General features: G+C 54.0%; 24 protein-coding genes and 1 tRNA gene. 16 read left to right on the top strand and 9 right to left on the bottom strand.

The annotated features are described in order from the left end of the window. Positions 1–30 precede the first annotated feature (30 nt). The 3 genes from J8X26_RS25155 to dalD form a co-directional block, all read right to left on the bottom strand. The gene (locus J8X26_RS25155) at positions 31–1,326 is read right to left on the bottom strand and encodes an MFS transporter (protein WP_208952319.1); all 1,296 of its coding nucleotides are present in this window, start codon (positions 1,324–1,326) and stop codon (positions 31–33) included. A gap of 91 nt (positions 1,327–1,417) precedes the next feature. Further along, positions 1,418–2,881, bottom strand: coding sequence for a xylulokinase (xylB, locus tag J8X26_RS25150; RefSeq protein WP_208952318.1), 1,464 nt, complete (start codon positions 2,879–2,881; stop codon positions 1,418–1,420). A gap of 10 nt (positions 2,882–2,891) precedes the next feature. Then, positions 2,892–4,289 carry a D-arabinitol 4-dehydrogenase gene (gene dalD, locus J8X26_RS25145; protein ID WP_208952317.1) on the bottom strand — a complete coding sequence of 466 codons (1,398 nt, stop codon included), beginning with the start codon at positions 4,287–4,289 and terminating at the stop codon, positions 2,892–2,894. A 207-nt stretch (positions 4,290–4,496) separates the two neighbouring features. On the opposite strand from dalD, the gene J8X26_RS25140 reads away from it, so the two are divergent. After that, positions 4,497–5,441, top strand: a complete 945-nt coding sequence (locus J8X26_RS25140; protein WP_208952316.1) for a sugar-binding transcriptional regulator — start codon at positions 4,497–4,499, stop codon at positions 5,439–5,441. Between the two features lie 2 nt (positions 5,442–5,443). Here J8X26_RS25140 and J8X26_RS25135 read toward each other — a convergent pair whose 3' ends face one another. After that, positions 5,444–5,659: a YgdI/YgdR family lipoprotein gene (locus J8X26_RS25135; RefSeq protein ID WP_152325768.1), complete on the bottom strand. Its 216-nt coding sequence runs from the start codon at positions 5,657–5,659 to the stop codon at positions 5,444–5,446. 433 nt (positions 5,660–6,092) lie between these two features. Between J8X26_RS25135 and J8X26_RS25130 the strand changes: the two genes are divergently transcribed. From J8X26_RS25130 to opgB, 6 genes are all read left to right on the top strand, one after another. Further along, complete coding sequence (locus J8X26_RS25130; protein WP_208952315.1) at positions 6,093–7,217, top strand: branched-chain amino acid ABC transporter substrate-binding protein; 1,125 nt, start codon at positions 6,093–6,095, stop codon at positions 7,215–7,217. A gap of 79 nt (positions 7,218–7,296) precedes the next feature. Then, a complete protein-coding gene (locus J8X26_RS25125; protein ID WP_152325770.1) occupies positions 7,297–8,211 on the top strand; it encodes a branched-chain amino acid ABC transporter permease LivH in 915 nt (304 codons plus the stop codon). Between the two features lie 10 nt (positions 8,212–8,221). Continuing rightward, positions 8,222–9,511 (top strand): high-affinity branched-chain amino acid ABC transporter permease LivM, encoded by a 1,290-nt coding sequence (gene livM, locus J8X26_RS25120; protein ID WP_152325771.1) that lies wholly within the window; start codon positions 8,222–8,224, stop codon positions 9,509–9,511. Next, positions 9,508–10,398, top strand: a complete 891-nt coding sequence (locus tag J8X26_RS25115; protein WP_208952314.1) for an ABC transporter ATP-binding protein — start codon at positions 9,508–9,510, stop codon at positions 10,396–10,398. The genes livM and J8X26_RS25115 overlap by 4 nt, the downstream gene beginning before the upstream one ends. Before the next feature lie 8 nt (positions 10,399–10,406). After that, positions 10,407–11,111, top strand: a complete 705-nt coding sequence (locus J8X26_RS25110; RefSeq protein ID WP_244370855.1) for an ABC transporter ATP-binding protein — start codon at positions 10,407–10,409, stop codon at positions 11,109–11,111. 420 nt (positions 11,112–11,531) lie between these two features. Next, positions 11,532–13,841: a phosphatidylglycerol--membrane-oligosaccharide glycerophosphotransferase gene (gene opgB, locus J8X26_RS25105; RefSeq protein ID WP_165056957.1), complete on the top strand. Its 2,310-nt coding sequence runs from the start codon at positions 11,532–11,534 to the stop codon at positions 13,839–13,841. Between the two features lie 131 nt (positions 13,842–13,972). Here opgB and J8X26_RS25100 read toward each other — a convergent pair whose 3' ends face one another. Continuing rightward, the gene (locus J8X26_RS25100) at positions 13,973–14,368 is read right to left on the bottom strand and encodes a hypothetical protein (protein ID WP_165056959.1); all 396 of its coding nucleotides are present in this window, start codon (positions 14,366–14,368) and stop codon (positions 13,973–13,975) included. A gap of 154 nt (positions 14,369–14,522) precedes the next feature. On the opposite strand from J8X26_RS25100, the gene J8X26_RS25095 reads away from it, so the two are divergent. From J8X26_RS25095 to J8X26_RS25080, 4 genes are all read left to right on the top strand, one after another. Then, on the top strand, positions 14,523–15,332 hold the full coding sequence (locus J8X26_RS25095; protein WP_244370853.1) for a helix-turn-helix transcriptional regulator: 810 nt from the start codon (positions 14,523–14,525) through the stop codon (positions 15,330–15,332). A 178-nt stretch (positions 15,333–15,510) separates the two neighbouring features. After that, positions 15,511–16,353 carry a MetQ/NlpA family ABC transporter substrate-binding protein gene (locus J8X26_RS25090; RefSeq protein WP_152325776.1) on the top strand — a complete coding sequence of 281 codons (843 nt, stop codon included), beginning with the start codon at positions 15,511–15,513 and terminating at the stop codon, positions 16,351–16,353. A 12-nt stretch (positions 16,354–16,365) separates the two neighbouring features. Beyond that, entirely contained in the window at positions 16,366–17,520 is a 1,155-nt protein-coding gene (locus J8X26_RS25085) for a methionine ABC transporter ATP-binding protein (protein ID WP_208952312.1), read from the top strand. Continuing rightward, positions 17,501–18,172 (top strand): methionine ABC transporter permease, encoded by a 672-nt coding sequence (locus J8X26_RS25080; protein WP_208952311.1) that lies wholly within the window; start codon positions 17,501–17,503, stop codon positions 18,170–18,172. The genes J8X26_RS25085 and J8X26_RS25080 overlap by 20 nt, the downstream gene beginning before the upstream one ends. Before the next feature lie 51 nt (positions 18,173–18,223). Here J8X26_RS25080 and J8X26_RS25075 read toward each other — a convergent pair whose 3' ends face one another. Further along, complete coding sequence (locus J8X26_RS25075; RefSeq protein WP_208952324.1) at positions 18,224–19,537, bottom strand: FAD-binding oxidoreductase; 1,314 nt, start codon at positions 19,535–19,537, stop codon at positions 18,224–18,226. 337 nt (positions 19,538–19,874) lie between these two features. Between J8X26_RS25075 and J8X26_RS25070 the strand changes: the two genes are divergently transcribed. Continuing rightward, positions 19,875–20,027: a Hok/Gef family protein gene (locus tag J8X26_RS25070; protein WP_165056965.1), complete on the top strand. Its 153-nt coding sequence runs from the start codon at positions 19,875–19,877 to the stop codon at positions 20,025–20,027. A gap of 124 nt (positions 20,028–20,151) precedes the next feature. Here J8X26_RS25070 and J8X26_RS25065 read toward each other — a convergent pair. Further along, positions 20,152–20,241: transfer RNA gene (locus J8X26_RS25065), tRNA-Ser, on the bottom strand. Between the two features lie 397 nt (positions 20,242–20,638). Here J8X26_RS25065 and J8X26_RS25060 point away from each other — a divergent pair. The 4 genes from J8X26_RS25060 to J8X26_RS25045 all read left to right on the top strand — a co-directional run bounded on the left by J8X26_RS25060 (position 20,639) and on the right by J8X26_RS25045 (position 24,613). After that, the gene (locus J8X26_RS25060; protein ID WP_165056968.1) at positions 20,639–22,120 is read left to right on the top strand and encodes a peptide MFS transporter; all 1,482 of its coding nucleotides are present in this window, start codon (positions 20,639–20,641) and stop codon (positions 22,118–22,120) included. A 125-nt stretch (positions 22,121–22,245) separates the two neighbouring features. Then, entirely contained in the window at positions 22,246–23,187 is a 942-nt protein-coding gene (gene ghrA / locus J8X26_RS25055) for a glyoxylate/hydroxypyruvate reductase GhrA (RefSeq protein ID WP_152325780.1), read from the top strand. Between the two features lie 67 nt (positions 23,188–23,254). Continuing rightward, on the top strand, positions 23,255–23,995 hold the full coding sequence (locus J8X26_RS25050; RefSeq protein ID WP_152325781.1) for a phosphatase: 741 nt from the start codon (positions 23,255–23,257) through the stop codon (positions 23,993–23,995). A 60-nt stretch (positions 23,996–24,055) separates the two neighbouring features. After that, positions 24,056–24,613, top strand: coding sequence for a molecular chaperone (locus tag J8X26_RS25045; RefSeq protein ID WP_208952310.1), 558 nt, complete (start codon positions 24,056–24,058; stop codon positions 24,611–24,613). A gap of 114 nt (positions 24,614–24,727) precedes the next feature. Here the strand turns inward: J8X26_RS25045 and J8X26_RS25040 are convergent, their stop codons facing one another. Then, on the bottom strand, positions 24,728–25,867 hold the full coding sequence (locus J8X26_RS25040) for a phage integrase Arm DNA-binding domain-containing protein (RefSeq protein WP_208952309.1): 1,140 nt from the start codon (positions 25,865–25,867) through the stop codon (positions 24,728–24,730). Next, positions 25,842–26,106: excisionase (locus J8X26_RS25035; RefSeq protein WP_208952308.1), on the bottom strand; the 265-nt coding region annotated here is incomplete at its 5' end. The genes J8X26_RS25040 and J8X26_RS25035, both read right to left, overlap by 26 nt.

Genomic DNA, 26,106 nt, shown 5'->3' with positions numbered 1-26,106 from the left:
AAACAAAAACCGGGCTTTCGCCCGGTTTTTTTATGTCCTTGCGGCAGAACCGGCGGGCAGGGTTCCGCTTCTGACTTTGGCAGGATGTCCCGGTTGCTCCACTTTGACCATCACCGTCAGCACGGCGGCGACCAGATAAAGCGCGGTATAGACCCAGACCACACCTTCTATGTCGAAGAACGGCAGCACAATCGAGGCAATGGCTGGTGCAACAAAATTACTCAGGCCCGCGGAAAGGTTATAAATCGAGATTGCCGCGCCTTTGTGATTGGGTTCCAGAACCGGGAAGACGGCGGTCATCGGCACGAAAGCCGCAACGGTGATACCCAGCATGACGGCGGGGATCAGCGCCACCCAGAAGTTATGTCCTGCCCAGACCGGCAGATAATAGAATGCCAGGCTGGATATCGCGCAGCCGATACAACCGAACCAGCGCACCTGCCGCAGCCAGCCAATTTTCTCCCCTAACACGCCCCACATCACGTTGGTAAAAATCGTCACGAAGAAGAATACCGCCCAGATTTGCAGCCATTCCGACATGGTAAAACCCAGCCGTCCGACAAACAGCATCGGCATGATCACCGCAAAACCGAACAGGGAGATCGTATTAATAATGCGGATCAGGCATGACATAAAAATATTGCGGTTGGTGAATAAAATCGTCACCGCGCGGCTCAGTTCGCCGAGCTTTTCTTTCGGTGTCAGACTGGCTTTACTGCCGGGTTTCCCAACATTGCGTAGCAGGATCATCGCCATGAGTCCGCCAGCAACCACCCACGCAATCGCAAACCATAACGTGCCGGTTTCGCCCATAAAGGGAATGGTGAAACTGGGCAGATAACTGCCGATACATCCGATGCCAATGGAGTACATCGCCCAGAACCAGCCCATCGCCGAGGAGAGATTTTGTTTCGGCACGGTCTGCACAACCAGCATTACAAAGGAGTAAATAAACAGCGGATAGGCCAGCCCGCGGATACCATAAAACAGCAGCATCAGCGGATAATTTTTCATCCCCAGACCAAACAGCATAAACAGCACATGCATCACCACCCAGAGTATAAAGCCGATGCGCATCGCTTTTTGCGGCGTAATGATTTCCGCCACCACGCCGGAACTCCACGCCGCCAGCGCCGCCGCCAGACCGTAAACCGTAAAGACCACGGCAGATTCAGAGGCGGTGAAACCCATATCAATAATATGTTTGGAGAGGAACGCCATTTCGAAGCCGTCGCCGCTCATGAAAAGCGCAATGGCGATATAGCCCCAGAAAAGATTCATCGGCAGACCGAACCAGTGGGTGCGCGGTTTGTGTAGATCGTGCATGTCAGACTCCTCTGCGAAAGATTTCGCAGCTGGTTATGTTGTCAGGGTCAGAGACGGGGCGCTCAGGCGCCCCCGGTGGTTATTACATCGTTCAGGCGTTACGCAGGTCGACCTGCTGCTGATAGAGCTGACGCCAGGTTTTCAGGCGCTCAGCGAGCATGTCGCGGGTTTGGGCATCAGGGTAAAAGTGCTGCGCCACCGGCGGTTTGCGGCACACGTCCCGAAAGTCTCCGCCCGCTGCCAGCCAGCCCAGCCGTGCGGCGCCCAGTGCGCCACCGGCCTCGCCGCCGCTGTGGGTGACGACCGGCAGATTCAGTGCGTCACTCATCAGCTGCGCCCAGCGGTCACTGCGCGCGCCACCGCCCACCAGCGAGCATTGCTGTAATTGCGTTCCGGCCTGCTGCATCACATCGCGTCCGTCAGCCATGCCGAATGCCACGCCTTCCAGCACGGCATAACCCAAAGCGGCGCGGTCCGTGGTGTGCGTCATGCCATGAAATGCCCCGGTGGCATAAGGATCGTTATGCGGCGTGCGTTCGCCGGAAAGATAAGGCAGGAACAGCGGCGCCTGACGCTGTTGCGACGGATTAAGCTGGGTGATTTCTGCCAGCAGCGTGGTTTCGTTACTGCCCACCAGATTGCAATACCAGCGCAGCGCACTGGCCGCGGTGAGCATCACGCTCATCTGGTGCCAGCGGTCCGGCAGGGCGTGGCAGAATGCATGCACTGCCGATTGCGGGTTAGGACGGAAGCGGTCATTAACCGCAAAAAGTACGCCGGACGTGCCGAGAGAAATAAAAGCATCGCCGGGATCGACCGCGCCGATACCGACGGCGCTGGCAGCATTATCCCCGCCGCCTCCGGCGATCACCACGTCGTCGCGCAGGCCCCAGGCGCGGGCAATGTCATTTTTCAACGTGGCGCTGACATCGCTGCCTTCCGCCAGACGCGGCATGTGATCACGCGTCAGGCCGCAGGCGGCGAGCAGATTATCCGACCAGTCACGTTTCGCCACGTCGAGCCACAGGGTGCCCGCCGCGTCTGACATATCAGAGACTTTCTCGCCGCTCATCATCCAGCGCAGATAATCTTTAGGCAGCAGGACGGTCGCCGTTTGTTCAAAAATCTCCGGTTCATGTCGCGCCACCCACAAGAGTTTCGGGGCAGTAAAACCAGGCATAGCCAGATTTCCTGCAACCTGATGAAGCTGCGGTGCGCTTTGCGTGAGTTGTGCGCATTCCGCTGCGCTGCGGGTGTCATTCCATAAAATGGCAGGACGCAGTACCCGGCCTTCGCGGCTGAGAAGAACCGCGCCGTGCATTTGTCCGGATAAACCGATGGCGCAGACCTCTGACCATCGTTGCGGCAACTTACTGCGCAGGCTCGAAATCACCCGCTGCGTGGCCTGCCACCACTCTTGCGGATCCTGTTCTGCATGATGCGGATGCGGGCGGCTGACTTCGAGCGGCTCACCGGCACTGGCCAGTAACCGGCCCTGATCGTCAATTACGACCGCTTTGATTTCCGACGTCCCTAAATCCAGTCCGAGATACATAGAGTGCTCCTCAGACGCGTTTTGCGTCATTCAGCCAGTGACGGACGCGCTCAACGGACTGGCGCATCAGTTCGGTAAAGGCCTTATCGCCCGCCAGTCCGGCAAACAGCTTTTCATCGGCGGCAAATTGCGCCACCGGATCAGCGCTGCTGAACAGGGCATGTACCGCCGGAGCGTCGAGAATACCGTCCTGATATTCGTAAGGCAGAAGACCGAGATGCCATTGCTGCATGAAAACGAAGAACAGCGCAGGCAGCATGGCAGTGGCCCGTGGCGTCTGACCGCGCTGATAACATTCCTGCAAGGTCGGGGTTATGAATCCCGGAATTTTAGAGAAACCATCGGCGGCAACACGCTGATTTGTGTCCTGAATGTGTGGATTACTGAAACGCTCGAGCACGACATCGCGGTAGCGCGCCAGATCTAACGGACTTGGCGTCAGGGATGGGATCACGTCTTCCGTGACGTAGTCATACGCCATCTGGCAAATGGAGGGAGTACGCGTGCTTTCATCGATAAAGCGCTGACCGGTCAGCGTCCCCGCCCAGGCGATGCAGCTGTGGCTGGCATTGAGAATGCGGATTTTTGCTTCTTCATACGGCAGAACGGACTCCACCATTTCTACGCCAGCCTCTTCCAGGTGCGGGCGACCCGCGATGAAATCATCCTCGATTACCCACTGAATGAAAGCCTCGCCCATAACCGGCACCCGGTCTTCAAATCCGGTTGCCTGAGCCACACGCACGGCGACGTCCGGTGACGGACGCGGGGTAATGCGATCCACCATCGTGTTCGGGCTGCGGGTGTGATTTTTTACCCAGTCGCTGATGTCGTGTTGCTGGCGCAGGGCCAGAAATTGCAGCAGACCGTGACGGAAACGTTCGCCGTTATGGCGAAGATTATCGCAGTTCAGCAGGGTGATATCGCCACCCTTAAGCGCAATCCGACGCGCCAGAATATGGCCGATGGCACCATAAATCGTGCGGCATCCGCCCTGCAAATCAGCCTGAATATCAGCATTTTGCTGGTCGAGATTGAACTGGTTATCAAGGTAATAACCGCCTTCGGTCACGGTAAAGGAAATCACTCTGATGTGCGGATCTGTCCCCTGAGCCACCAGCGCGGCCAGTTCGTTATCCCACGCAATGATTTTCTGAATGGAAGTGATGGTTTCATATTCACGCTCACCCTGCGGAGTGACAGTTTCCAGCACGTATTTACCGCCCTGCGCCTGCAACGCGTTCAGCAGCGGAACGCCATCTTCGCGAATGTTACCCAGTGCGATTGACCAGCTGTTATCTCCCTTCGCCAGTAAGCGGTGCAGATACCATGCCTGATGGGCCCGGTGGAAAGAGCCGCTGCCGATATGCAGCCAGACAGACGATTGCGGTTGGTGAGCATTTTTCATCAGATTCTCCACAAAGTGATTATTGATTTGATGTGAGCTTAAGCCCTTTTAGTGGGCTTTTGCTCGATTGCGGTTAATCTAATGGAATATTTGCCCGTTAAATGGGCTTTAGCTCACACATTTCGTGGAGCGATGTATTTAGCGATCACAGGAAGAGGCGAAAAACGATAAAATCTCGCCACTGAAAACACCGGCTGGAATGCGCGCATGAGTAAGAACGACAAGAAAATGGATCTGGCTGCCCGGGCGGCGTGGATGTATTACGTCGCCGGGCAAACCCAACATGAAATCGCCGAAGCCTTAGGCGTTTCGCGGCAGGTCGCCCAGCGGCTGGTAGCCAGCGCGATCGATAACGGGCTGGTCAGCGTTCACATTTCCCATTCGGTGGGGCGCTGTATGGAACTGGCGGCGCAATTACAAAAGCGTTTCGGGCTGGATATTTGCCAGGTGGTGCCGGGGCAGGGTATGACGCCGTCGGGCATCAGCCACGCCATTGCGGTGGCGGGAGCGCAAGTGATGACGCAGTTTATCCGCAGCGATGAACCGATGATTATCGGCGTGGGTTCCGGGAGAACGCTGAAAGCGGCCATCGACGAACTGGCGGATATAGAAAGACCGCAGCACAGCAGCGTTTCGCTGATTGGCGCGATTGCGTCGGACGGCTCCTGTACCCGTTACGACGTGCCGCTGCTGATGGCGCAAAAAACACAGGGGCGCTATTTCATCCTGCCTGCACCCCTGTTTGCCGACGGCGAAGACGATCGCGCGATGTGGTGCAATCATCGTATCTACCGCACGGTCAGTGAAAAGGCCAGTCAGGCCAACGTGACGTTTATCGGTATCGGCACCATTGAACCGGGGTGCCCGCTGCACAAGGACGGATTTATCAGTCTGGAAGAAGTGGAAAAACTCGCGAAAAGCGGGGCCGTGGGAGAAGTGCTCGGGCACTTTATGGGACAGGACGGACAGCGCATCGACAGTGTGCTGAATTCGCGCCTCACCAGCGTCGGACCGCATCCGCATGATGATCAACCGGTGATCGCGCTGGCCGGTGGCGCAGATAAGCAGATTGCTATCCGCGCCGCCCTCGAAGGTCGCTGGATCAACGGGCTTGTCACCGATGAGTCCTGCGCGCAGGCGTTGCTGGTTTAACCCTACTTCTTCACAATCCCCGCGATATCATTGGTGTTCATCAGATGATAATCGCCGTTCATGTCGGTATAGCTGGTCATACCGGTATCGCGGTCGCGATCCGGTTCGCCATGGGCGAAAAGCTGATCGCCGGCTTTGGTATTGATCACGTAATCGCCGGCGCAACCCGTCAATGTCAGCGCCAGAACCACAGCCATCAGGCAGGATAATTTCTTCATTGTTCAGTAGTTTCCCGTTGCAATCATCTGCCCGCATTACAAAACAACCTGCCGCAAGAAGCAAAGGATAAAAATGTCACCAGGCGTAATTGTGTGAACGGAGTGACTGATTTATCACGGCTCATTTTGGTGCACGCCGTTTCGCTATCCTCATTTTCTTCGCTTTTTAGCACCAGCCCAGTGCGGTGTGATCCCGTCGTCGTTTCTGTCAGTTGCCCGTAACGCGGGCTGAGCGCTATCTATACTCACAGAACCCGACACATTCTCAGGGCATTGGAAACACTGGCAGATATTTTGCTTATGTTTCTTACCTTTGATTAAACCTCGGGAAACCTTTCGTCTTTTGGCGTCAGCCGTGAATTTCAAAATCAAGCTTCAGAATTTTCTTTTTAGTTCAGGTTTCTACTCAAACACAGTGCTAAGGATCATGACGATGTCGATGAAATTTATGAAAAGTCCGCTCTCTTTGTTGCTGGCCGGTTGTCTGGTTACCGCTTTCTCCGCGCGTGCGGATATTTTGATTGGCGTTGCGGGTCCGTTTACCGGGCCGAATGCGACTTACGGTGATCAGTACTGGCACGGGGCCACGCAGGCTGCCGAAGACATTAATGCCGCAGGCGGGATTAATGGCGAGAAAATTAAACTGGTCCAGGGCGATGACGCCTGCGAACCGAAACAGGCGGTGGCGGTGGCTAACCGTTTAGTCGATCAGGATAAAGTGCAGGCCGTGGTCGGACATTTCTGTTCTTCCTCCACCATGCCTGCCTCCGAGGTGTATAACGACGCCGGAATTATCGCCATCACGCCGGGCTCCACCAACCCGCAAATCACCGAACGCGGCATGAGTGACATGTTCCGCATGTGTGGCCGTGACGACCAGCAAGGATTAGTGGCGAGCGATTACATCATCGATAAACTGAAAGCCAAAAAAGTGGTCATCATCCACGATAAAGATACCTACGGTCAGGGTCTGGCGGACGCCACCAAAGCGGCGCTCAACAAACGTGGCGTGAAAGAGGTGATGTATGAAGGCCTGTCGCGCGGAGAAAAAGACTTCAACGCGCTGGTGACAAAAATCAGTGCGCAGAAACCAGATGTGGTGTTCTTCGGCGGCTGCCATCCGGAAGCCGGTCCGTTAGTCCGCCAGATGCGTGAGCAGGGCGTTCAGGCGACCTTCTTCTCCGGCGACTGTATCGTTAACGAAGAAATGGTGACCGCAGCCGGCGGCCCGCAATACACCAACGGTATTCTGATGACCTTCGGTAAAGACCCGCGTCTGATCCCAGACGGCAAAGCCGTTATCGATAAATTCCGCGCCGGAAAATTTGAACCGGAAGGTTATACCCTCTATTCCTACGCGTCCGTTCAGGCCATTGCTGCCGCATTCAAAGCCACAGGCGGCAGCGATTCCGCCAAAGCCAGTGCCTGGCTGAAAGCCAACAGCGTCGATACCGTCATGGGTAAAAAATCCTGGGACAGTAAAGGCGACCTGAAAGTCTCTGATTACGTCGTATATAAATGGGATGACAAAGGCAAATATCAGGAAGTGAAAGAATAAAGCTGTTTGATTTGCCATTTTGAACCCGTGTCAGACCGCGCCTTAGCCAGGCGCGGTCACAAAAAGAGACAGCGTATTTATGGATTCTTTCTTCCTGCAACAACTGTTTAATGGCATCACGCTCGGTGCGGTTTACGGTCTCATCGCCATCGGCTACACCATGGTTTACGGCATTATCGGCATGATCAACTTTGCTCACGGCGAAGTGTATATGATTTCCGCCTACCTCTGCGCCATCGCGCTGGCGTTGCTTTCCTTCTTCGGGTTGCACTCCTTTCCGCTGCTGATCCTCGGCACGCTGGTGTTCACCATCGTGGTCACCGGCGTCTATGGCTGGGCGATTGAGCGCATTGCGTATAAACCGCTGCGAAACTCCACACGCCTTGCGCCGCTGATTTCGGCCATCGGTATGTCACTGATTTTGCAGAACTACGCACAAATCAGTCAGGGGCCGCGACAGCAGGGGATCCCGACCATGCTGGACGGTGCCATCCGTTTTCATATCGGCGAAAGCTTTGTCCAGATGACCTACACCAAGCTGTTCATTCTGGTGGCCTCGCTTCTCGGAATGCTGGTGCTGTCGTGGATTATCAGTAATACCAAGCTCGGTCGCATGTGTCGTGCGGTGCAGCAGGACAGAAAAATGGCTTCAATTCTCGGCATCAACACTGACCGTATTATCTCGCTGGTTTTTATGATTGGGGCCGCGATGGCCGGGCTGGCGGGTGTGCTGGTTACCATGAATTACGGCACTTTCGATTTTTACGCCGGATTTATCATTGGTATTAAAGCGTTCACGGCGGCGGTATTAGGCGGCATTGGTTCGTTGCCGGGGGCGATGCTGGGCGGCCTGATTCTGGGGATCGCCGAAGCGCAGTTCTCAGGCATGGTGAACTCGGATTACAAAGATGTCTTTTCGTTTGGATTGCTGGTGGTGATCCTCATTTTCCGCCCTCAGGGTCTGCTGGGCCGTCCGGTCGTGACGAAAGTGTGAGGGAAATAAAATGACGACACAAACTGCTGTGAGCAGCGGATTTTCGCTTAAACGCTGCCTGCTGGATGCCATTTTCGCCGGGCTGGTGGCGCTGATTATTTTCGGGCCCGTCGTGGGTGTGGTGCTGGACGGCTATAGCTTTACCTTCCATTCCCAGCGGCTTGTCTGGATTATTGCCGCCGTCATGCTCGGGCGCTTTTTACTCAGTGCGTTCCTGGAAACCGCGAGCGGGCAGAGAATGCGCGCGCGCTTCGAATCCGACAGCGCCGGTGTGTACGTTCGTCCGCCTGATTACAAAAGCAATCTGCGCTGGATATTGCCTCTGCTGATGGTGCTGGCAGTCTTCTTCCCGTTCGTGGCCACGAAATACATTCTGACCGTGGCAATTTTAGGGCTGATTTACGTGCTGCTGGGTCTCGGGCTGAATATTGTGGTCGGGCTGGCCGGGCTTTTGGATCTGGGATATGTCGCTTTTTATGCCATCGGCGCTTACGGGCTGGCGCTGGGATATCAGTATCTCGGCCTCGGATTCTGGTCGATGCTGCCGCTGGCTGCCTTGATGGCCGCGCTGGCGGGCGCGTTACTGGGCTTTCCGGTGCTGCGTATGCACGGCGATTATCTGGCGATTGTAACACTCGGTTTCGGCGAAATTATCCGCCTGGTGCTGACTAACTGGCTGTCGTTTACCGGTGGCCCGAACGGTGTCTCCGCGCCGCCACCGACGTTTTTCGGTCTGGAATTTGGCCGGCGGGCGAAAGAGGGCGGCGTGCCGTTCCACGAGTTTTTCCATCTGACTTACAACCCGAACATGAAGTTTATTTTCATCTATGCAGTACTGGTTCTGGTGGTGTTGCTGGTGCTGTATATCAAACATCGTCTGACCCGCATGCCAATTGGCCGTGCGTGGGAAGCGCTGCGTGAAGACGAAATCGCCTGTCGTGCCATGGGGCTGAACCATGTGCTGGTAAAACTTTCGGCGTTTACGCTCGGCGCTTCAACCGCCGGGATCGCGGGCGTGTTCTTCGCCACGTATCAGGGATTCGTCAACCCGACCTCTTTTACCTTCTTCGAATCTGCGCTGATCCTCGCCATTGTGGTGCTGGGCGGAATGGGCTCGACCCTCGGCGTGGTGCTGGCGGCGTTTGTGCTCACCGTTGCGCCGGAGCTGCTGCGCAGTTTTGCCGAATATCGCGTGCTGCTGTTCGGTGTGCTGATGGTGGTGATGATGATCTGGCGTCCGCGCGGGTTAATCCGTATCAGCCGCAGCGGGTTTACCGTGCGTAAAGGAGTCGCGCCATGAGTGAAGCGTTAGCAGATAACAATATTCTGAGCGTCGAGCATTTACGCATGCATTTCGGCGGCATCAGAGCGTTAAACGATGTGAATCTGGCGGTTAAACGCGGCTCAATTACCGCGCTGATAGGCCCGAATGGCGCGGGGAAAACCACGGTATTTAACTGTCTGACCGGATTCTACAAAGCTTCTGGTGGCAATGTTTTCCTCAATACCCGCCGTCGCACCACCAATGTGATTCAGGTGCTTGGACAGAAATTCCAGCCAGATGACTGGATAAAACCCGCGCAACTGGGTAAGCGGATTTTCTACAAAATGTTTGGCGGCACGCATCTGGTGAACCGTGCAGGACTGGCGCGTACTTTCCAGAATATCCGGCTGTTTCGCGAAATGTCGGTGATCGAAAACCTGCTGGTCGCGCAGCATATGCAAACCAACCGTAATCTGATCGCCGGTGTGCTCAATACGCCCGCTTATCGCCGTGCGGAAAATCAGGCACTCGACCGGGCATTTTACTGGCTGGAAGTGGTGGAACTGGTCGATTGCGCCAACCGGCTGGCGGGCGAAATGTCATACGGTCAGCAACGGCGTCTGGAAATCGCGCGGGCGATGTGTACCGCGCCGGAGATGATTTGCCTCGATGAACCGGCGGCAGGGCTGAATCCGGTGGAAACGCGCACGCTGAGTAAAATCATCCGTTTTCTGCGCGATCACCACGACATCACCGTCCTGCTGATTGAACACGATATGGGCATGGTGATGGAAATTTCCGACCACATCATCGTGCTCGACCACGGCGATGTGATTGCCGAAGGTTTGCCGCAAGCCATTCAAAATGATGAAAAAGTGATCGCCGCTTACCTGGGCGCCAGTGAAGATGAGGTCAGCCTGTGAGCAATGCGATGCTGGAGTTTCGTGAGGTCGATGTTTTTTATGGCGCGATTCAGGCGCTGCAAAAAGTATCGTTGCAGGTTAACGAGGGTGAAACCGTGGCGCTGATCGGGGCGAACGGCGCAGGGAAATCGACGCTGCTGATGTCAATTTTCGGGCAGCCGCGCGTGCAGAGCGGGCAGATACTGTTTCGCGGAGAAGATATCAGCCGTAAATCCACGCACTTTGTGGCGTCGGCCGGGATTGCGCAATCGCCGGAAGGGCGGCGCGTTTTCCCCGATATGACCGTCGAGGAGAACCTGCTGATGGGCACCATCCCGGTGGGAAATAAATATGCAGCGGTAGATTTGCAAACCATGTTCGATTTATTTCCCCGCCTGAAAGAGCGACGGAAACAGCGCGCGATGACCATGTCCGGCGGTGAGCAGCAGATGCTGGCGATAGCGCGTGCGCTGATGAGCCGTCCGAAACTGTTATTGCTCGATGAACCCAGCCTCGGGCTGGCACCGATTATCGTTAAACAGATTTTCCAGACGCTGCGTGAACTGGCGCGCAACGGCATGACGATTTTTCTGGTTGAGCAAAATGCGCATCACGCCCTGAAGCTTTCCGACCGGGGCTATGTGATGGTCAACGGGCAGATACGTCTGAGCGGAAGCGGGGAAGCATTGTTGCATAATCAGGAGGTGCGTAAAGCCTACTTAGGCGGAATCTGATTTTCCTTCTTTATGCCCGTAATGCCGCGTATTGCGGGCTTTCCCACAAATTTCTTTCTCAATTTTGCATCTCCCTCCACATTTCGCTCATACTGTTTGGCTATCATGCAATTCTTACAAATTGGTGACTGGAAAGTTAAATTTCTGAGTTATCATGCAGAGTTACCCATCAAAAATTTGTTAAAGATGAGTTTTTTAGGATGAATCAATGACCTGACGCAGTGTTAAAGCGTTGACCCTCAGGGGGCAACGGGCTATATAACGCTGTCCGTTTTTGGCATGAATTTTCCTGTCTCAAGGATCAAGGATGAAGTGAATGGCGAACGGGCCATTCATTCGATGAGTTGAACCGTCGGCGCTGCTCGTAAAACAGCAGAAATGGGTCGTAGCGTTTATTGTTTAATCAGACAGGGTGCTGAAATGGCTTCTGAGATAATTTCTTTTGTTTTATTTCTTTCCTCTATCTTTTTCTACGTCACCCGCGCGTCGGCCAGCCGTATCTGGTTTTCGCTCGTTCTGTTTTTCCTCGGGCTTTACGTCATCCTCAACGTCATTTTGATCGGCAGTAATTATTTTACTGGCGAAGGCATTACTGACGCCGTGCTTTACACCGTCACCAGCAGCCTGAAAGGCGCCGGGCTGAACAAATATATCCTGCCATTCATCGGTTTACTCGCTGGTCTGATTGCCGTTTTTGCCCTGCTGGCGTGGTGTCTGAAACAGCGTCGTGCTAAAAACAGCAGCGCGGTCTACAGCGTACTGGCCGTGGTGCTGGCGGTGTTCTCGGTCGGATCCACACAGGCTTTCCAGAATATTTCCCGTCTGGTAAAAACGCAGATCAGCGGCAATGGCGCGGACTTCGACACGTATTACAAAGTGCCGGAGAAAGTGGTGAAAGGCGCGAAAAAGCCGAATCTGGTTTACATCTATGGTGAAAGTCTGGAACGCACTTATTTTGATGACAAAGTGTTCCCCGGGCTGACCACCGAATTAAGCCGCCATAAAGCGCAAAGTATTGATTTTACCAATACCAAGCAGGTTCCCGGCACCGGATATACCATCGCCGGCATGGTGGCTTCACAGTGTGGTATCCCGCTGTTTGCCCCGTTTGATGGCAATGCGTCCAGTGCATTAGCCACGTTCTATCCGGAAAACGTCTGTCTCGGCGACGTGCTGAAAGGTGCGGGTTATACCAACTATTTCTATCAGGGTGCGGAACTGGCATTTGCCGGTAAAGGCACTTTCCTGAAATCTCACGGTTTCGATCATCTGTATGGCTACAACGAACTGCGTCCGACCGTGGCTGACCCGGCGTATAAAAATGACTGGGGCTGGTATGACGACACGCTGCTTGACGAGGTTTATAAAAAATTCATCACGCTGAGCAAAGAGGGCAAGCCTTTCTCGCTGTTCACGCTGACGGTCGATACGCATCACCCGGACGGCTTTATTTCCCGTGGTTGTACCCGCAAAGACTATAAAGTGAACGGGAAATCCAATCAGTCACTGAGCGCGGTATCGTGCAGTCAGGAGCTGATTTCGGCATTTATCGACAAGATTAAAGCGTCAGGTTATTTCGATAACACCATCATTGTGGTGTCTTCCGACCATCTGGCGATGAACAACACCGCGTATAACATTCTGACCAAGCAAAACCGCAAGGACTTGTTCTTTGTGCTCGATGGCCGTAAACCGGTTGGCGATCTGAATGCCGCGAAACGCAGTACTCTTGATAACGGTGCCACGGTGCTTGATATCATGGGAGGCGACAACTACATCGGCCTGGGGCGTAGCGGTTTTTCCGCGACTTCCATGACCGCGCAGTTCCTCAATATTGATGACAAGGTGAATGCCTGGAAACCTGCGGTTATCAAACAGTGGGGCTTCCCGAACAGCATTAAAAATTACACGGTCAACAACAAGGACAACAGTTTCACGTTCTCCGGTATGACCATCAAAACGCCGTTCATCCTGAAAGTGACTGGCGAAAAAATCGAGCCTATGTTCGACGTCTATCTCTCCACGCCGCTGAAAAAACAGCTGGCCGGACTGGCAACCAGTGACAACTTTGTCTGGGTGGATAAATGCTACGAAATGGGGCGCGTCTGGGCACCGGAGCTTTCGCTCAATACCGGTCTTTGCGTGGCTTCCGGTAACCTGGGTGCGAAACCTTCTATCGTGCAGGCAACCGGCGACACCTTCAAAGGTAAAGTTGATTTCGCCAAAGACACCTCAGGCAGTAATGCGATTTACCAGCAAACGCTTCAGGCGCTCAATATTGACGATGAAGCAACGAAGTATCAGTCTCCGGCCATCGCTTTTATGGTGCCGGGTTTACCGGAGCAGGTGAAAGCGATTACCGGGGTTTCCACGGTGGAAAACTGGGGACGCTGGTCGGATGCGAATCTGGCGCCATCGGTGAAAATCGATTACGTCAAACCGTTGCCCACTACGTTTGATGTGGTGATCCGCGCGCGTGCTTACGGCAATAACATCGATAAGCCGGTCTCTGTCCGCGTGGGCGATCAGGAGCAATTTGTCACCTTCGGCGATCAGGACGGTATTGTGAAAGTGCAGTTCACCAACCCGGAAGCGGCGCAGAGTATTGTTATCACGCCACCGGCGCCGACCGAACCCACCGAAGGCACCAGTGGCGGTTTCCAGCCACGTAAACTGGGCATCGGCATGGTATCACTGGAAGTTCAGCCGGTTGAAGAGCCGCAATCCTGATAAGCGCGTGTGAGGCATTACGGCTGAAATGAAAACCCGCTCCGGCGGGTTTTTTTATAGGCTTTTGCAGAGGGGATTTCACACTGGACAGCGGTTAGGTGTCACTGTTATTGTGATAATGAGAATCACTATCAATTATTATCGGTCAAAATTTTATGTGCCAGGACGAGCGCTTCCTGTTCGTCAGCCACCATCAGCATCCGGTAGCCCCAGAATTTTTCATAGGTCAGGGCGAAATCTTCTGCCGCAATCCGGTTGGCGGTGTCCGGTTCGATGTAAATACTGGCTTTAACAAGGGTGCGCAGCGCCACGCGGTTCACTTTTCGCCATTGCACGATAGCCTGCATTTCTTCTTTCGATTGCTCATGGCGCTCATTGCCAAGACCTTCATCATTGATGAAAACGAAGGGCTGATTGCGTTCCAGCAGGGCATCAAAGTGGGCAAAAGGAGAGGAGTTGCTGCCATCAACCGGGGTGGCTTTAAACTGCAAGCGGACGACGGGAAACTGGTCGGCATTAATAAACATGGTGTTGCTCCTGGAATATAAAGTGGCAACGCGGGGGGGCGCTTCCCGCAGAGGTGCTTACCTTACCCGACCCGCTTGCGCACAGTCATTGCACAGAATCGCCAGACTATTGTTCATTCCGGCCAGATCCGGTTCCTGTTGAGGAGACACTTTTATGATGTCGGTTTCACTGAGCGCCACATCCCGCAACCAGCCTTCCGTCACCTTTGACGTGGATAACGTGCCGCGCCCGGTTGTATTGCTCAATGCCACGGTTGCCTCACAAAACTGGGAATATGCCCGCCACAGTCACCGCCGTGCGCAACTGTTCTATACCCTTCGCGGCATCCTGAATTGTGAAATTGAACAGGGCGTATGGATTGTGCCGCCGCAATGCGCGGTGTGGATCCCGGGTAATCTGCCGCATGTGGCAAGGGGGACGGAGGAAACCGAATGCTACTGCCTGTTTATCGAACCGGGAACGGCGGCGAATTTACCGCAAAGCTGTTGCACGATAGCGGTTTCACCTTTGCTGCGTGAGCTGATGCAGAAGGCGACACAATTTCCTGAGCTGTATGCTGAAGAAGGGCGGGAAGGGCGACTCATTGCCACCTTGATCGATGAGATTTCCGCAGCACCCGCTGAGGGGCTCAATCTTCCGATGCCAAAAGATGCGCGGCTGAAGCGGCTGACCACATTGCTGCTGGCCAATCCCTCAGACAAAATCCGGCTCCGTGAATGGGCCACGCGGATTGGCATGAGCGAGCGCAATATGAGCCGGTTGCTGATGCAGGAAATAGGGATGAGTTTTGGTCGCTGGCGGCGTCAGTTGCATGTGATCCTCTCCCTGCAGCGACTTTCACAGGGCGAAAGTGTGCAGACCGTCGCGCTCGATCTGGGCTATGAAAATGCCAGTGGTTTTGTCACGATGTTCCGTAAAGCCGTCGGAAAACCCCCCGCCAGATACCTTGCAGAACACGAATAAATCCGCCATGAGGCCTTAGCTCTTTTATCGAATTACTATCCCGTTTTAGTTATTCGTTTTCGAAATATGTATCATTAAAACAATATTATAAAGAAATAAGCCGATGGGTATACTCGCCAAATTCCTGCACTAAAACACAGCCCGGTGCAGGCCTCTCATCACACTTTTGGGGATACCTATGCGCAAGACATTAAACACAGCTAAGACCCGTATTAACCGTGCATTTTTGCTGGCCGCCATGTCTGCGGCCATTCTCTCCGGTACCGTGCTGGCGCCGCTGAGTGCGGCACACGCCGCCGATAAAACCACTATAAAAGTCGGCATTATCAGCGGGGAGGATGAAGATGTCTGGCGTGAGGTGGTGAAGCAGGCGGCTGCGAAAGGGCTGACCGTGAAACCGGTTATTTTCAATGATTACAACCAGCCGAACGAAGCGCTGCAAAATGGCGAAGTCGATGCCAATGCCTTCCAGCATCAGCCATTCCTTGATAATCAGATCAAAGTGAATCATTACAACATCGTGCGCGTTGGCGATACCGCCGTGTGGCCAATCGGTTTGTATTCCAAAAAAGTAAAATCAGCCGATGAACTGAAAGAAGGCGCGGTGATTGGTGTACCCAACGATCCGTCAAATGAAGCCCGTGGCCTGATCCTGCTCCAGCAGTCTGGCGTCATTAAGCTTAAACCCGGTGCCGGTATTTTTGCGACTACCGCTGACATCACCGAGAACCCGCGCCATGTGACCATTAAGGAGCTGGATTCCGGCATTATTGGCCGTTCCGTCCCTGATTTAGACGCGGCGATTGTGAATACCGACTGGGCCCTGAAAAGTGGTCTGACGCCTGCCGATCGAATCGCGCAGGAGCCGGTAAAAGGTAATCCTTACAACAACTTTATTGCGGTGAAAACAGAGAATGTTAACGCGCCGTGGGTGAAAACGCTGGTCAGTTCTTACCAGAATGATGCCGTCAAACAGGAGTTTGATAAGGTTTATAAAGGCACCGGCGTGACGGCCTGGTAAGGATGTAAAAGCATGACAATAATCACTGAGACCGGGGCGCAGTTTACCGCGACGTCCCCGGAAAAGGACAATGCCCGCCGCCCTCTGGCGGGCACTCCGGCACAGACTGACCGGATTGCTGACAAGGATGCTGCACAAAATGTGGTGCGGTTGCATCAGGTCAGCCGCCGGTTTGGGGAAACTCAGGCCCTGAACGGCGTGTCATTAACGGTAAAACGGGGCGAAATTCTTGGGATTATTGGCCGCAGCGGGGCAGGAAAATCGACCCTGATCCGCTGTCTTAACGGGCTGGAGCAACCGGATGACGGTGTGATCGAAATCGAAGGTCACGCCATCACCGGGCTGAGTGAAAAACAGTGGCAGTCGGTGCGCAGCCGCGTCGGGATGGTGTTTCAGCATTTCAATTTGCTGTCGGCCAAAACCGTTGAGCAGAACGTCGCACTGCCGCTGAAAATTGCCGGTTTCGACAAGGCACGACGTCAGGCGCGTGTCGCCGAATTGCTGGCGCTGGTCGGGCTGGAAGATAAAGCCAAAAGTTATCCGGCAGCATTGTCCGGCGGCCAAAAACAGCGTGTCGGCATTGCCCGCGCGCTGGCGGCCAGCCCGGCGCTGTTGCTGTGTGATGAAGCCACGTCGGCACTGGATCCTGAAACGACCCGCTCAATTCTCGCGCTTCTCCAGTCACTGAATCAGAAATTGGGGATCACGATTTTGCTGATCACCCATGAGATGGAAGTGATCAAGAAAATCGCCCATCGCGTGGCGGTGATTAACGCCGGTGAAATTATTGAAGAAGGCCCTGTGTGGCAGGTATTTGCCCATCCGCAGTCGCAACTCACCCGCACATTATTGCAGGGCCTTCTGCCTCAGTTACCGGAAGCGCTGGCCGATGAACTGACGACTGATCGTCAGGGGCAGGCGATTTACAGCGTGCAGTATGCCGGACAGGGCAGTCAGGGGGAGATCATCACCCGGATGGCGGCGGAATTACCGGGTAAGTTCCGGCTCATTCAGGGCGGTGTGGATCACATTCAGCATTACGCTATCGTGCGTTTTTTCTACTCGGTACCGGTGGCTGATACAGCCGCTGAGCAGGCCGTTTTACACTGGCTGCAACAGCGCCAGGCAACTGTGGAGCTGACGGGCTATGTCTCCGGTAATGCTTGATCTTTTATTCAATGCCGTCCAGGAAACGCTGCTGATGACGGCGGTTTCAGGTTTGTTTTCACTGATTGCCGGTTTGCCGCTCGGATTGATTCTGGTGATGAGCAGCCCGGGAGGGATTGCTGAAAATCACTGGGTTAACCGCTCGCTCGGGCTGGTGATCAACGGTTTCCGTTCATTGCCGTTCATCATTTTGCTGGTGGCACTGATACCGGTGACACGTTTTCTGGTCGGAACTTCCCTGGGCACGTGGGCGGCGATTGTTCCGCTTTCCATTACCGCCACGCCGTATTTCGCCCGTGTGGCCGAAGTGTCGCTGCGTGATGTGGATCGCGGGCTGATAGATGCCGTTCGTGCAATGGGTGCCAGCAAACTGCGTATTGTCTGGGACGTACTGATCCCCGAAGCATTGCCGGGAATTTTGTCCGGATTTGTCGTCACACTGGTCGCACTGATTGGGGCCTCGGCGATGGCGGGCGCAATTGGCGCGGGCGCAATTGGCGCGGGCGGATTGGGTGACCTGGCTATCCGGTACGGCTATCAGCGCTTTGAAACCGTGGTGATGGTGGAAGTGATTGTGGTGCTGATTGTCATCGTCTGCGGCATTCAGTGGCTGGGCGATCGCATTGTGGCGCGCGTGGACAAACGTCATTAAAAAAGCCGGTCGTCATCGGGCGACCGGCTTTATCAGATTGGCTCAAAAATGCTACATCTCACTGCGTGAACGCCAGCGCTCACGGGCCATAAAACTTTTGACACCCACATCCAGGAACGGGCGCGGCGGCAGATAATTGGCGCGTCCGACCGCTGCCATATCCGCCAGCAGCGGGTTATCTTCACCCAGCGCATGTTCTGCCAGCAAACGGCCAAACGCGCTTTGTTTCGAGCTGCCGGAGCCGTTACAGCCTGCCGACGAATAGACATTCTCCGATAAATTCCCCCACACCGGTGCGCCATTACGCGTAATGCTGATCAGCCCTGACCAGGTGTAGGCCATATTCACATCCTGCAATTGCGGGTAAATCCGCGCAAACAGCTGCTGATGACGGCGCGCGTGGCGGCCGGTTTCCACCGCACTGGTCACCAGACCCGGCGCAAAATTGACGTGCTCGCGGATCAGGAAACGGTGGTCTGAGGTATAACGCAACGTTGCGCCCGCCAGCGCATTCACCGGTGTAGATCCCCACGCAGAGATATTGCCAATAAGTCGGCGCTGTTCCGGTGTCAGCGGCTCGGTGAGCGTCGCAAACGTCGACATTGCGAATACGTTACCTTTGAACAGCGGCAGACCGCGGGCGGCACCGTTAATCGCCAGCATCAGTTTACGGGCGCGGACTTCGCCGTGCGGCGTTTCGGCGCGGATCGTACCCTGTGTATCAATCTGCAAAGCCGGGGAATGGGCATAAACCGTGACATTTTCCGGCAGTGTCGCCACTAAACCGCTGATCAGCGCCGCCGGATTGACCAGAATGCAGTTCGGCGTATACACCGCACTGCGGTAGAAACTTGTGCCCAGACGCTGTTTCAGGGCGGCGTTATCCAGATATTCAAAGTTTTCGCCGAGCGTGGTCAGCTCTTTCTGATAATGCGCAATCTCGCCGTCAAACTGTTCGCTCACGGCGCAATGGTATTTCCCCGAATTCAGCCAGTCGCACGCAATATCATGCTTATCGACGGTCTCTTTCAGATGATGCAGACCGTACTGCAACAAACGCCGGTACGCATTGGCGTGTTCCAGCTCAGCCGATGTGCTGCCCACGGTATGTGGTAAATCAATGACAAAGCCGGAGTTGCGCGCCGAGGCGTTATCGGCCACGTCGAGCGCCTCAAGCACCACGACATGCTCATGCGGACGAAGCTCTGCAATCCGGCGGGCAAAAGCCAGCCCGGCAAATCCTGCGCCGATCACCAGCCAGTCTGCCGTTACCTTGCTATGCAGGGCCGGATGACGTGTTGTGTCGCCACGCAGCGCCGCCCAGCCGTTGATATTCTGATCGAGTGGTAAGTTTTTAATTTTCATTTGCGACATCAAATTGTTATCCCGGGTGGTTCGATCCTAAGTTATGGACGTTTAGATGTCTAATGCACAATGATGATAAACATATATTCGTCTCACGGCAGGGCGAGCAGGCAGGCGAAAATCAGGACAAAGTGAATATTAAGTAACCAGATGGCGGGGAGGTTAACTTGCCAGAATGCGCGCGGGTGCTTGAGGCTTATGGGTCTTGAGCAGTGTTGTTCAAGGCGTAATAAGAAGAAAGCCCCGGGTTAATTTTTTCAATCAACCCGAGGCTACCCACCACGCCTAGACAACGTCAGGTTAGCCACATAGATGCAGAAATGCAACGGAGGTTAAGATGGCGCGAAAGCTGATTTTGTACGGGCTCATGGTGATTTTTTTCACGTTATTGGCCTGGACCTGGATGGTGCGTGATTCGCTGTGCGAGTTGCCTGTTAAGCAGGGAAATACGGAAATTGCGGCAGTCTTAAGCGACGAAATTAACGGCTAACCGTAAAGTGGAGTTCGCCCCACCTTTTCGGATGTTGCCAAAGCAGGTTGACCTCAGACATCCATTTGCAGAAAACGCAAAAACAAAAAGGCCCGAATTTTCATTCGGGCCTTCTCGTATTGTGTGGTGGAGAGAGAGGGGTTCGAACCCTCGATACGATTGCTCATATACACACTTTCCAGGCGTGCTCCTTCAGCCACTCAGACACCTCTCCAGTCGTCGGCTACACCGCAGTGCTGCTGACCGGCGCTAATGTAGGGAAAACCGCGTTCAGCGTCAACCTTCTTTTTGCAGGTTCTGTGCTGTTTAGACAAACTTAGAGCAGTTTGCTGATTTAGAGACCAAAAACTGTATTAAGGATGACCAGTTTGTCGTAAGTCACGCAACGTCATTAATTCCGCTTATGCTTGTGAATACATAATTAGATTAACTGCATAAAAGTGCGATTAAGCAGCAAACACTTCCCGTTACGGCTAAATAGCAAAATATGTTGTGAAAATAGCCAGTCTCGAAGGTATAACAATGGATTCCAAAAAAATGCTTCGTATAAAAACTGGGCTAGTTAAAACCAGAAGCAGAATAAATCCACACAACGGGACAGGGGTTCTTACTTGAGTCAGTCAAATAACGCGACAGCGTCGCAGCACCGCACGGCAATACCTGCCGGCGCGGGCACATTATTCTTCGTTCAGACTTTCGCGACGCTCGGCTTCGCGGTGCTGTATTCCACTCTGGTGCTGTATGCCACAAAAAAACTCGGTTTCAGCGAAGATAACGCCAACGCCATTATGGGCGTGTTCGGTGCATTCAACTATGGCCTGCATATGTTTGGCGGTTATCTCGGCGGTCGTTATCTGAGTAACCGTAACCTGTTTGTGCTGGGCATGGTGTTGCAGGTCTTTGGTTGTGCGCTGATTGCGCTGGAAGGTGTAACCGGCCTTTACTGGGGGCTGGCGATGTTCCTGACCGGCAGCGGGCTAAACGTGACTTGCCTGAATATGATGCTGACGCAGCGTTTTGCACCGGATGATGACCGCCGCGAATCGGCGTTCCTGTGGAATTATGCCGGGATGAATCTGGGCTTCTTTATTGGTTTCGCGGTTGCCGGTTATTTCCAGCTGAGCGAAAACTATCGCGCGCTGTTCCTGTTTGCCACGCTGGGCAACGTGGCGGCGGTGGTTGTGACGCTGTCTCGCTGGTCGATTCTGGCCGATATCAGCACGCCGCTTAAAGAAGCCAGCCGCGGTCAGTTGCTGCGCCGTATGGCTGCCGGTATCGCCATTTTAATCGTCCTCGTGCCAGTTATTCGACTGTTGCTAACCCACGCAGAGTTCAGCAGTTATTTTGTGGTTGCACTGGGCATTATCATTTTCGCGTTAATGACGCTGGTCACTTTCCGTCACCGCCAGGCTGATGAACGCCGCCGCATGAAAGCGTACCTGCTGCTGGCGCTGGGTTCGCTGGTGTTCTGGACGCTGTATCAGCTGGCCCCGATGGGGTTAATGCTGTTCTCTGAAAACAACATCAATCTGAACGTTTACGGCATCCGCGTGGCACCGCAGTGGATCCAGAATATTAATACCATTGTGATTGTTATCGGCGGCCCGCTGATGGCGCTGTGGTTCAATAAATTGCGTCAGCGCGGCTGGAAAATTGATGTTCCGGCACAGTTTTCGGCTTCTTTATTCTGCATGGGGCTGGGAATGCTGGTTCTGCCGCTGGGGATCCATCTGGCGGGCGGCGACGGGCTGGTGGCGTTTAAATGGATTGCCATCAGCTATCTGCTGCAAAGCATTGGTGAGTTGCTGATTTCTCCTATCGGTTACGCGATGATTGGCAAACTGGCCCCGGCGCGCTATCAGGGGGTGATGATGGGCTGCTGGATGATGGTGACCGGCGTGGCTTCGGTGCTCGCCAGCTACATCTCCGGCCTGATGCCGCAAAACGAAGGCAGTACGCCGGTGCTGACTAACCCGGGCTACAGCGAAGTCTTCAATGTGCTTGGCTGGGGTTCTGTTATCACCGGTGTGGTTCTTCTGGTTCTGATCCCGCTTTTACGCCGGATGATCCGCCGCGAGCCTGCCGTTGCCTGACCTGAACGACAACGCTATCAGTGAATCTTCAAGCCCCGATTTTCGGGGCTTTTTCTTTTTTCGGCCTCAGGGTTGCATCCTGATGATATTCAGGGAAATCTATCAGCTCACAGGAGGCGTCCCCGATGAACATTATTTTTTACCACCCGACATTTGATGCAAAGCCCTGGATTGACGGAATAACAAAACGCATACCGCAGGCCAGAATGCGCGTATGGAACGCCGCAGACCACGAACCCGCCGATTACGCGCTGGTCTGGCGGCCACCGCACGCCATGCTGGCCCCGCGCAAGATGCTCAAGGGCATTTTTGCCCTCGGCGCAGGCGTGGATGCCATTCTCACGCAGGAACAACGCCAGCCGGGCACATTGCCCGCCGGTGTGCCTCTGATTCGTCTTGAAGACACCGGGATGTCGTTGCAGATGCAGGAATACGCGCTGGCCAGCGTGTTGCGGTATTTCCGCCGCATGGATGAATACCAGTTGTTCCAGCAACAAAAACAATGGCGGCCACTGGCACCGCATTCACGTGGTGAATTTACTGTCGGTATTCTTGGCGCCGGCGTGCTGGGCAGCAGCGTAGCGAAAGCGCTGGTGGATCTGCAATTCACCGTGCGCACCTGGAGTCGTAGCGGGAAATCTCAGGACGGTGTGCAAAGCTTTTACGGAGACGATCAGCTGGGGGCATTTACGACCGGCTGCAAGGTGCTGATTAACCTGCTGCCGAATACGCCGCACACCGCCGGGATCCTCAATCATCAACTGTTCACAAATCTGCAGCATAATGCTTATCTGATTAACCTGGGACGCGGCGGACATCTGGTGGAAGGTGATTTGCTGCGCGCACTGGACAACGGGCAGATTGCTGCCGCCACGCTCGACGTTTTTGCCGAAGAGCCGTTGCCAGGCATGCATCCGTTCTGGTCGCATCCGCGCGTCAGCATCACGCCGCACGTGGGTGCGGATACTTTGCCGGAAGAAGCGATGGACAGCATAGCGGCGAATATTCTCGCTATTGAAGCAGGACGGGAACCGGCAGGGCGTGTCTGCCTCGACCGGGGTTATTAACGTTCATCTGCTAAAATTACTCATGTGGCGGCCATGCAGTCGTCACTGAATCACTTAAGGAGAGCACATGCCGTACCCCGTTGATTTGCATATGCATACTGTTGCCAGCACGCATGCTTACAGCACATTACATGATTATATTGATGAGGCGGCGGAGAAGGGCATTAAGCTGTTTGCCATCACCGACCACGGCCCCGATATGGCCGATGCCCCGCACTACTGGCATTTCATGAATATGCGGGTCTGGCCGCGTCTGGTGAACGGAATCGGCATCCTGCGCGGTATCGAATCGAACATCAAAAACATTCAGGGCGACATTGATTGTACCGGCCCGATGCTCGATGAAATCGACGTGATCATCGCCGGTTTCCATGAGCCGGTAATGCAACCGGTGGATAAAGAAACGCACACCGCGGCGATGATTGCTGCGATGGCGGGCGGCGATGTGCATATTATTTCGCATCCGGGTAACCCGAAATACCCGATTGATATTCCAGCCGTTGCGGCGGCGGCGGCGAAATATAACGTCGCGCTGGAGCTGAATAACTCCTCCTTCATCCACTCGCGTAAAGGCAGCGAACCCAACTGCCGTGCGGTTGCGCTGGCGGTGAAAGAAGCCGGTGGCTGGCTGGCGCTGGGATCGGATTCGCACATTGCGTATTCACTGGGCGGGTTTGAGCACTGCGAACGTATTTTGCGTGAAGTTGATTTCCCGGAAGACCGTATTCTGAACGTCAGCCCGCGCCGTTTCCTGGATTTTCTGGAGAAACGCGGGCGCGCACCAATTGCAGAATTAAGCGAACTGTGACATTGTCGCGGCCAATTTGCGGGGGATTGCCCCTTATCACCGACTGATCAGGTTATTGTTATGAATGAATTTTCAATTGTCTGCCGTATTCTGGGCACGCTGTTTTACCGCCAGCCGCAGGATCCGTTACTGGTTCCGCTTTTTGGCCTGATTCAGGACGGAAAATTGCGCGAACACTGGCCGCTGGAGCAGGATGCGTTGCTGATCCGTTTGCAGGAAAGCGCTGATCCTCAGGCGCTGGCAGCTGAGTTTAACCGTTTGTTTGTCGGCTCAGAATGTGCAGTTTCGCCTTTGCGCAGCGCTTACGTTGATGGTGCAAATGAAATGGATATCCGTACTTTCCTGCAACAGCGCGGAATGCCGTTAGGCGAAGCGCCTGCCGATCACTTCGGCGCGATGCTGCTTGCAGCGTCATGGCTGGAAGATCAGTCGGAGGAAGATGAAGTGGGCGCGCAAATCACCTTGTTCGATGATTACCTGTTCCCGTGGTGCGGGAAATTCCTCGGTAAAGTTGAAGCGCACGCCACCAGCGGTTTTTACCGCACGCTGGCTGAAATCAGCCGCGAAGCATTGCAGGTGATGCGCGATGAGCTGGAAGAGCATGTCTCGAAGCCGTAACCTATTGATTTCAGGCTTGTAAATTCTTTCCCCAAAATCACTCCAAAATACTCCCCCAAAACTGGAATAAGAATTCCTTGTTAGAGGGAGTATCACATTCAGCTTTGCCGCATCTCATACCGCCAGAGTAATCCAGTCCGCGCCGCGATCGTCATGATACTTTTCAGTCATGGAAGCGCTCTTATGTCCCAGCAAAATTTGCGTATCTATCCCGTGAGCACTATACAACCGTTCTGCCAGAGACCGCTGTTCGTGAAATGAAGGGGGCGTTGAGTCTTTATCGGATTTAAGTCCGGCCAGATCCCGCGCCTCTTTGAATGAACGGCTTAAGGACTTTTCCTCAATTCTGTCACCAGCCGCCGCAGAACCTATCCCGCGTGTGTGATGAATAAGATATTTGCTGAGAACACGATCCCGGCATCTTTTAATCACATCTTCGAGAGACATATTTATCTCTGGCAAAAATAAAGTTAATGGGAGTGCGAGCCGGCTTCCTGTCTTTTGCTGGGTTATATGCAAATGCCCATCCCACACGTCAGAAAACTTCATATTGCAGATGTCGCCGCGCCGCTGACCGGTTATCAATGCCAGAAGCATTGCATTCTGGAAATAAGGCTGGAGACTACCGGCGGATTTATAAACTTGTTTCCATTCCAAAATGCTAAGACGTGCACGGGTTACTTTTGATCTCGGCATGCGCGTGGCCATAGCCGGATTAAATCCCGGTTCAACCTCGCCAGAATGCTGAGCTTCTTTGAAAAGATCACTCCAATGTGACCGCAGCATTTGCGCAGTACGTGTTTTCCCCTCAGCTTTATATTCATCCATAATTGCTGCTAAAGACTTGGTATCAACATTTTTAAGTCTGACATTCGGAAGCTTATTAGATAAAACAAGCACACAAGTTTTTTTTATTTTAAAGGTCGATTTCCTTATTTCGCCATGCTCGACGCGTTCATTCTGGATCGCCAAATATTTATCCACCCAGTCTGAAACTCTTATCCCAGCATCTTTGTTGGTGGCATTTTTTACGGTCATATCAACAAGGAAATTAATCTGTTTCGATTGCTGTTCGGTGATCATGCTGTTGGCCGCGATTGCCGCTTCTCTGGCGGTATCCCCGTCGGTACCAAAACCAATAAATTTACCGGTTATCGGATGGCGATATTGCCAATACACCTTGCTGGTTCGACGGTCGAACTTGCAGTAAAGGTTGGGGATGTTGACTTTATGGGTGCGTGGTCTGGCTGCCATTTATCGTTTTCTCCAGTAATGCTTTGACAGAAGCGGAGAGGTGGTTAGGGATCTCCGCTTTTGCAATAACGCCGACGTACTTCGCATCTTCATCAACGACCCATTTGCTGCCTTGTTTAATCGGAGCAGGGATGATCTGGCCGGTTTTTGCATACCGATGAAGGGTTGCTGGCGCTGGTGGATATTTAAACCCTTTTGGACTGGATGCCCATTCCATCAAAGGTACGAGTTGGCCCATA

It is taken from the genome of Rahnella sp. ChDrAdgB13 (genome assembly GCF_017655185.1).
GTDB classification, from domain to species: domain Bacteria; phylum Pseudomonadota; class Gammaproteobacteria; order Enterobacterales; family Enterobacteriaceae; genus Rahnella; species Rahnella contaminans.
The sequence above is the reverse complement of the archived record's forward strand: the minus strand, read 5'-3'. Positions and strand labels throughout refer to the sequence as shown.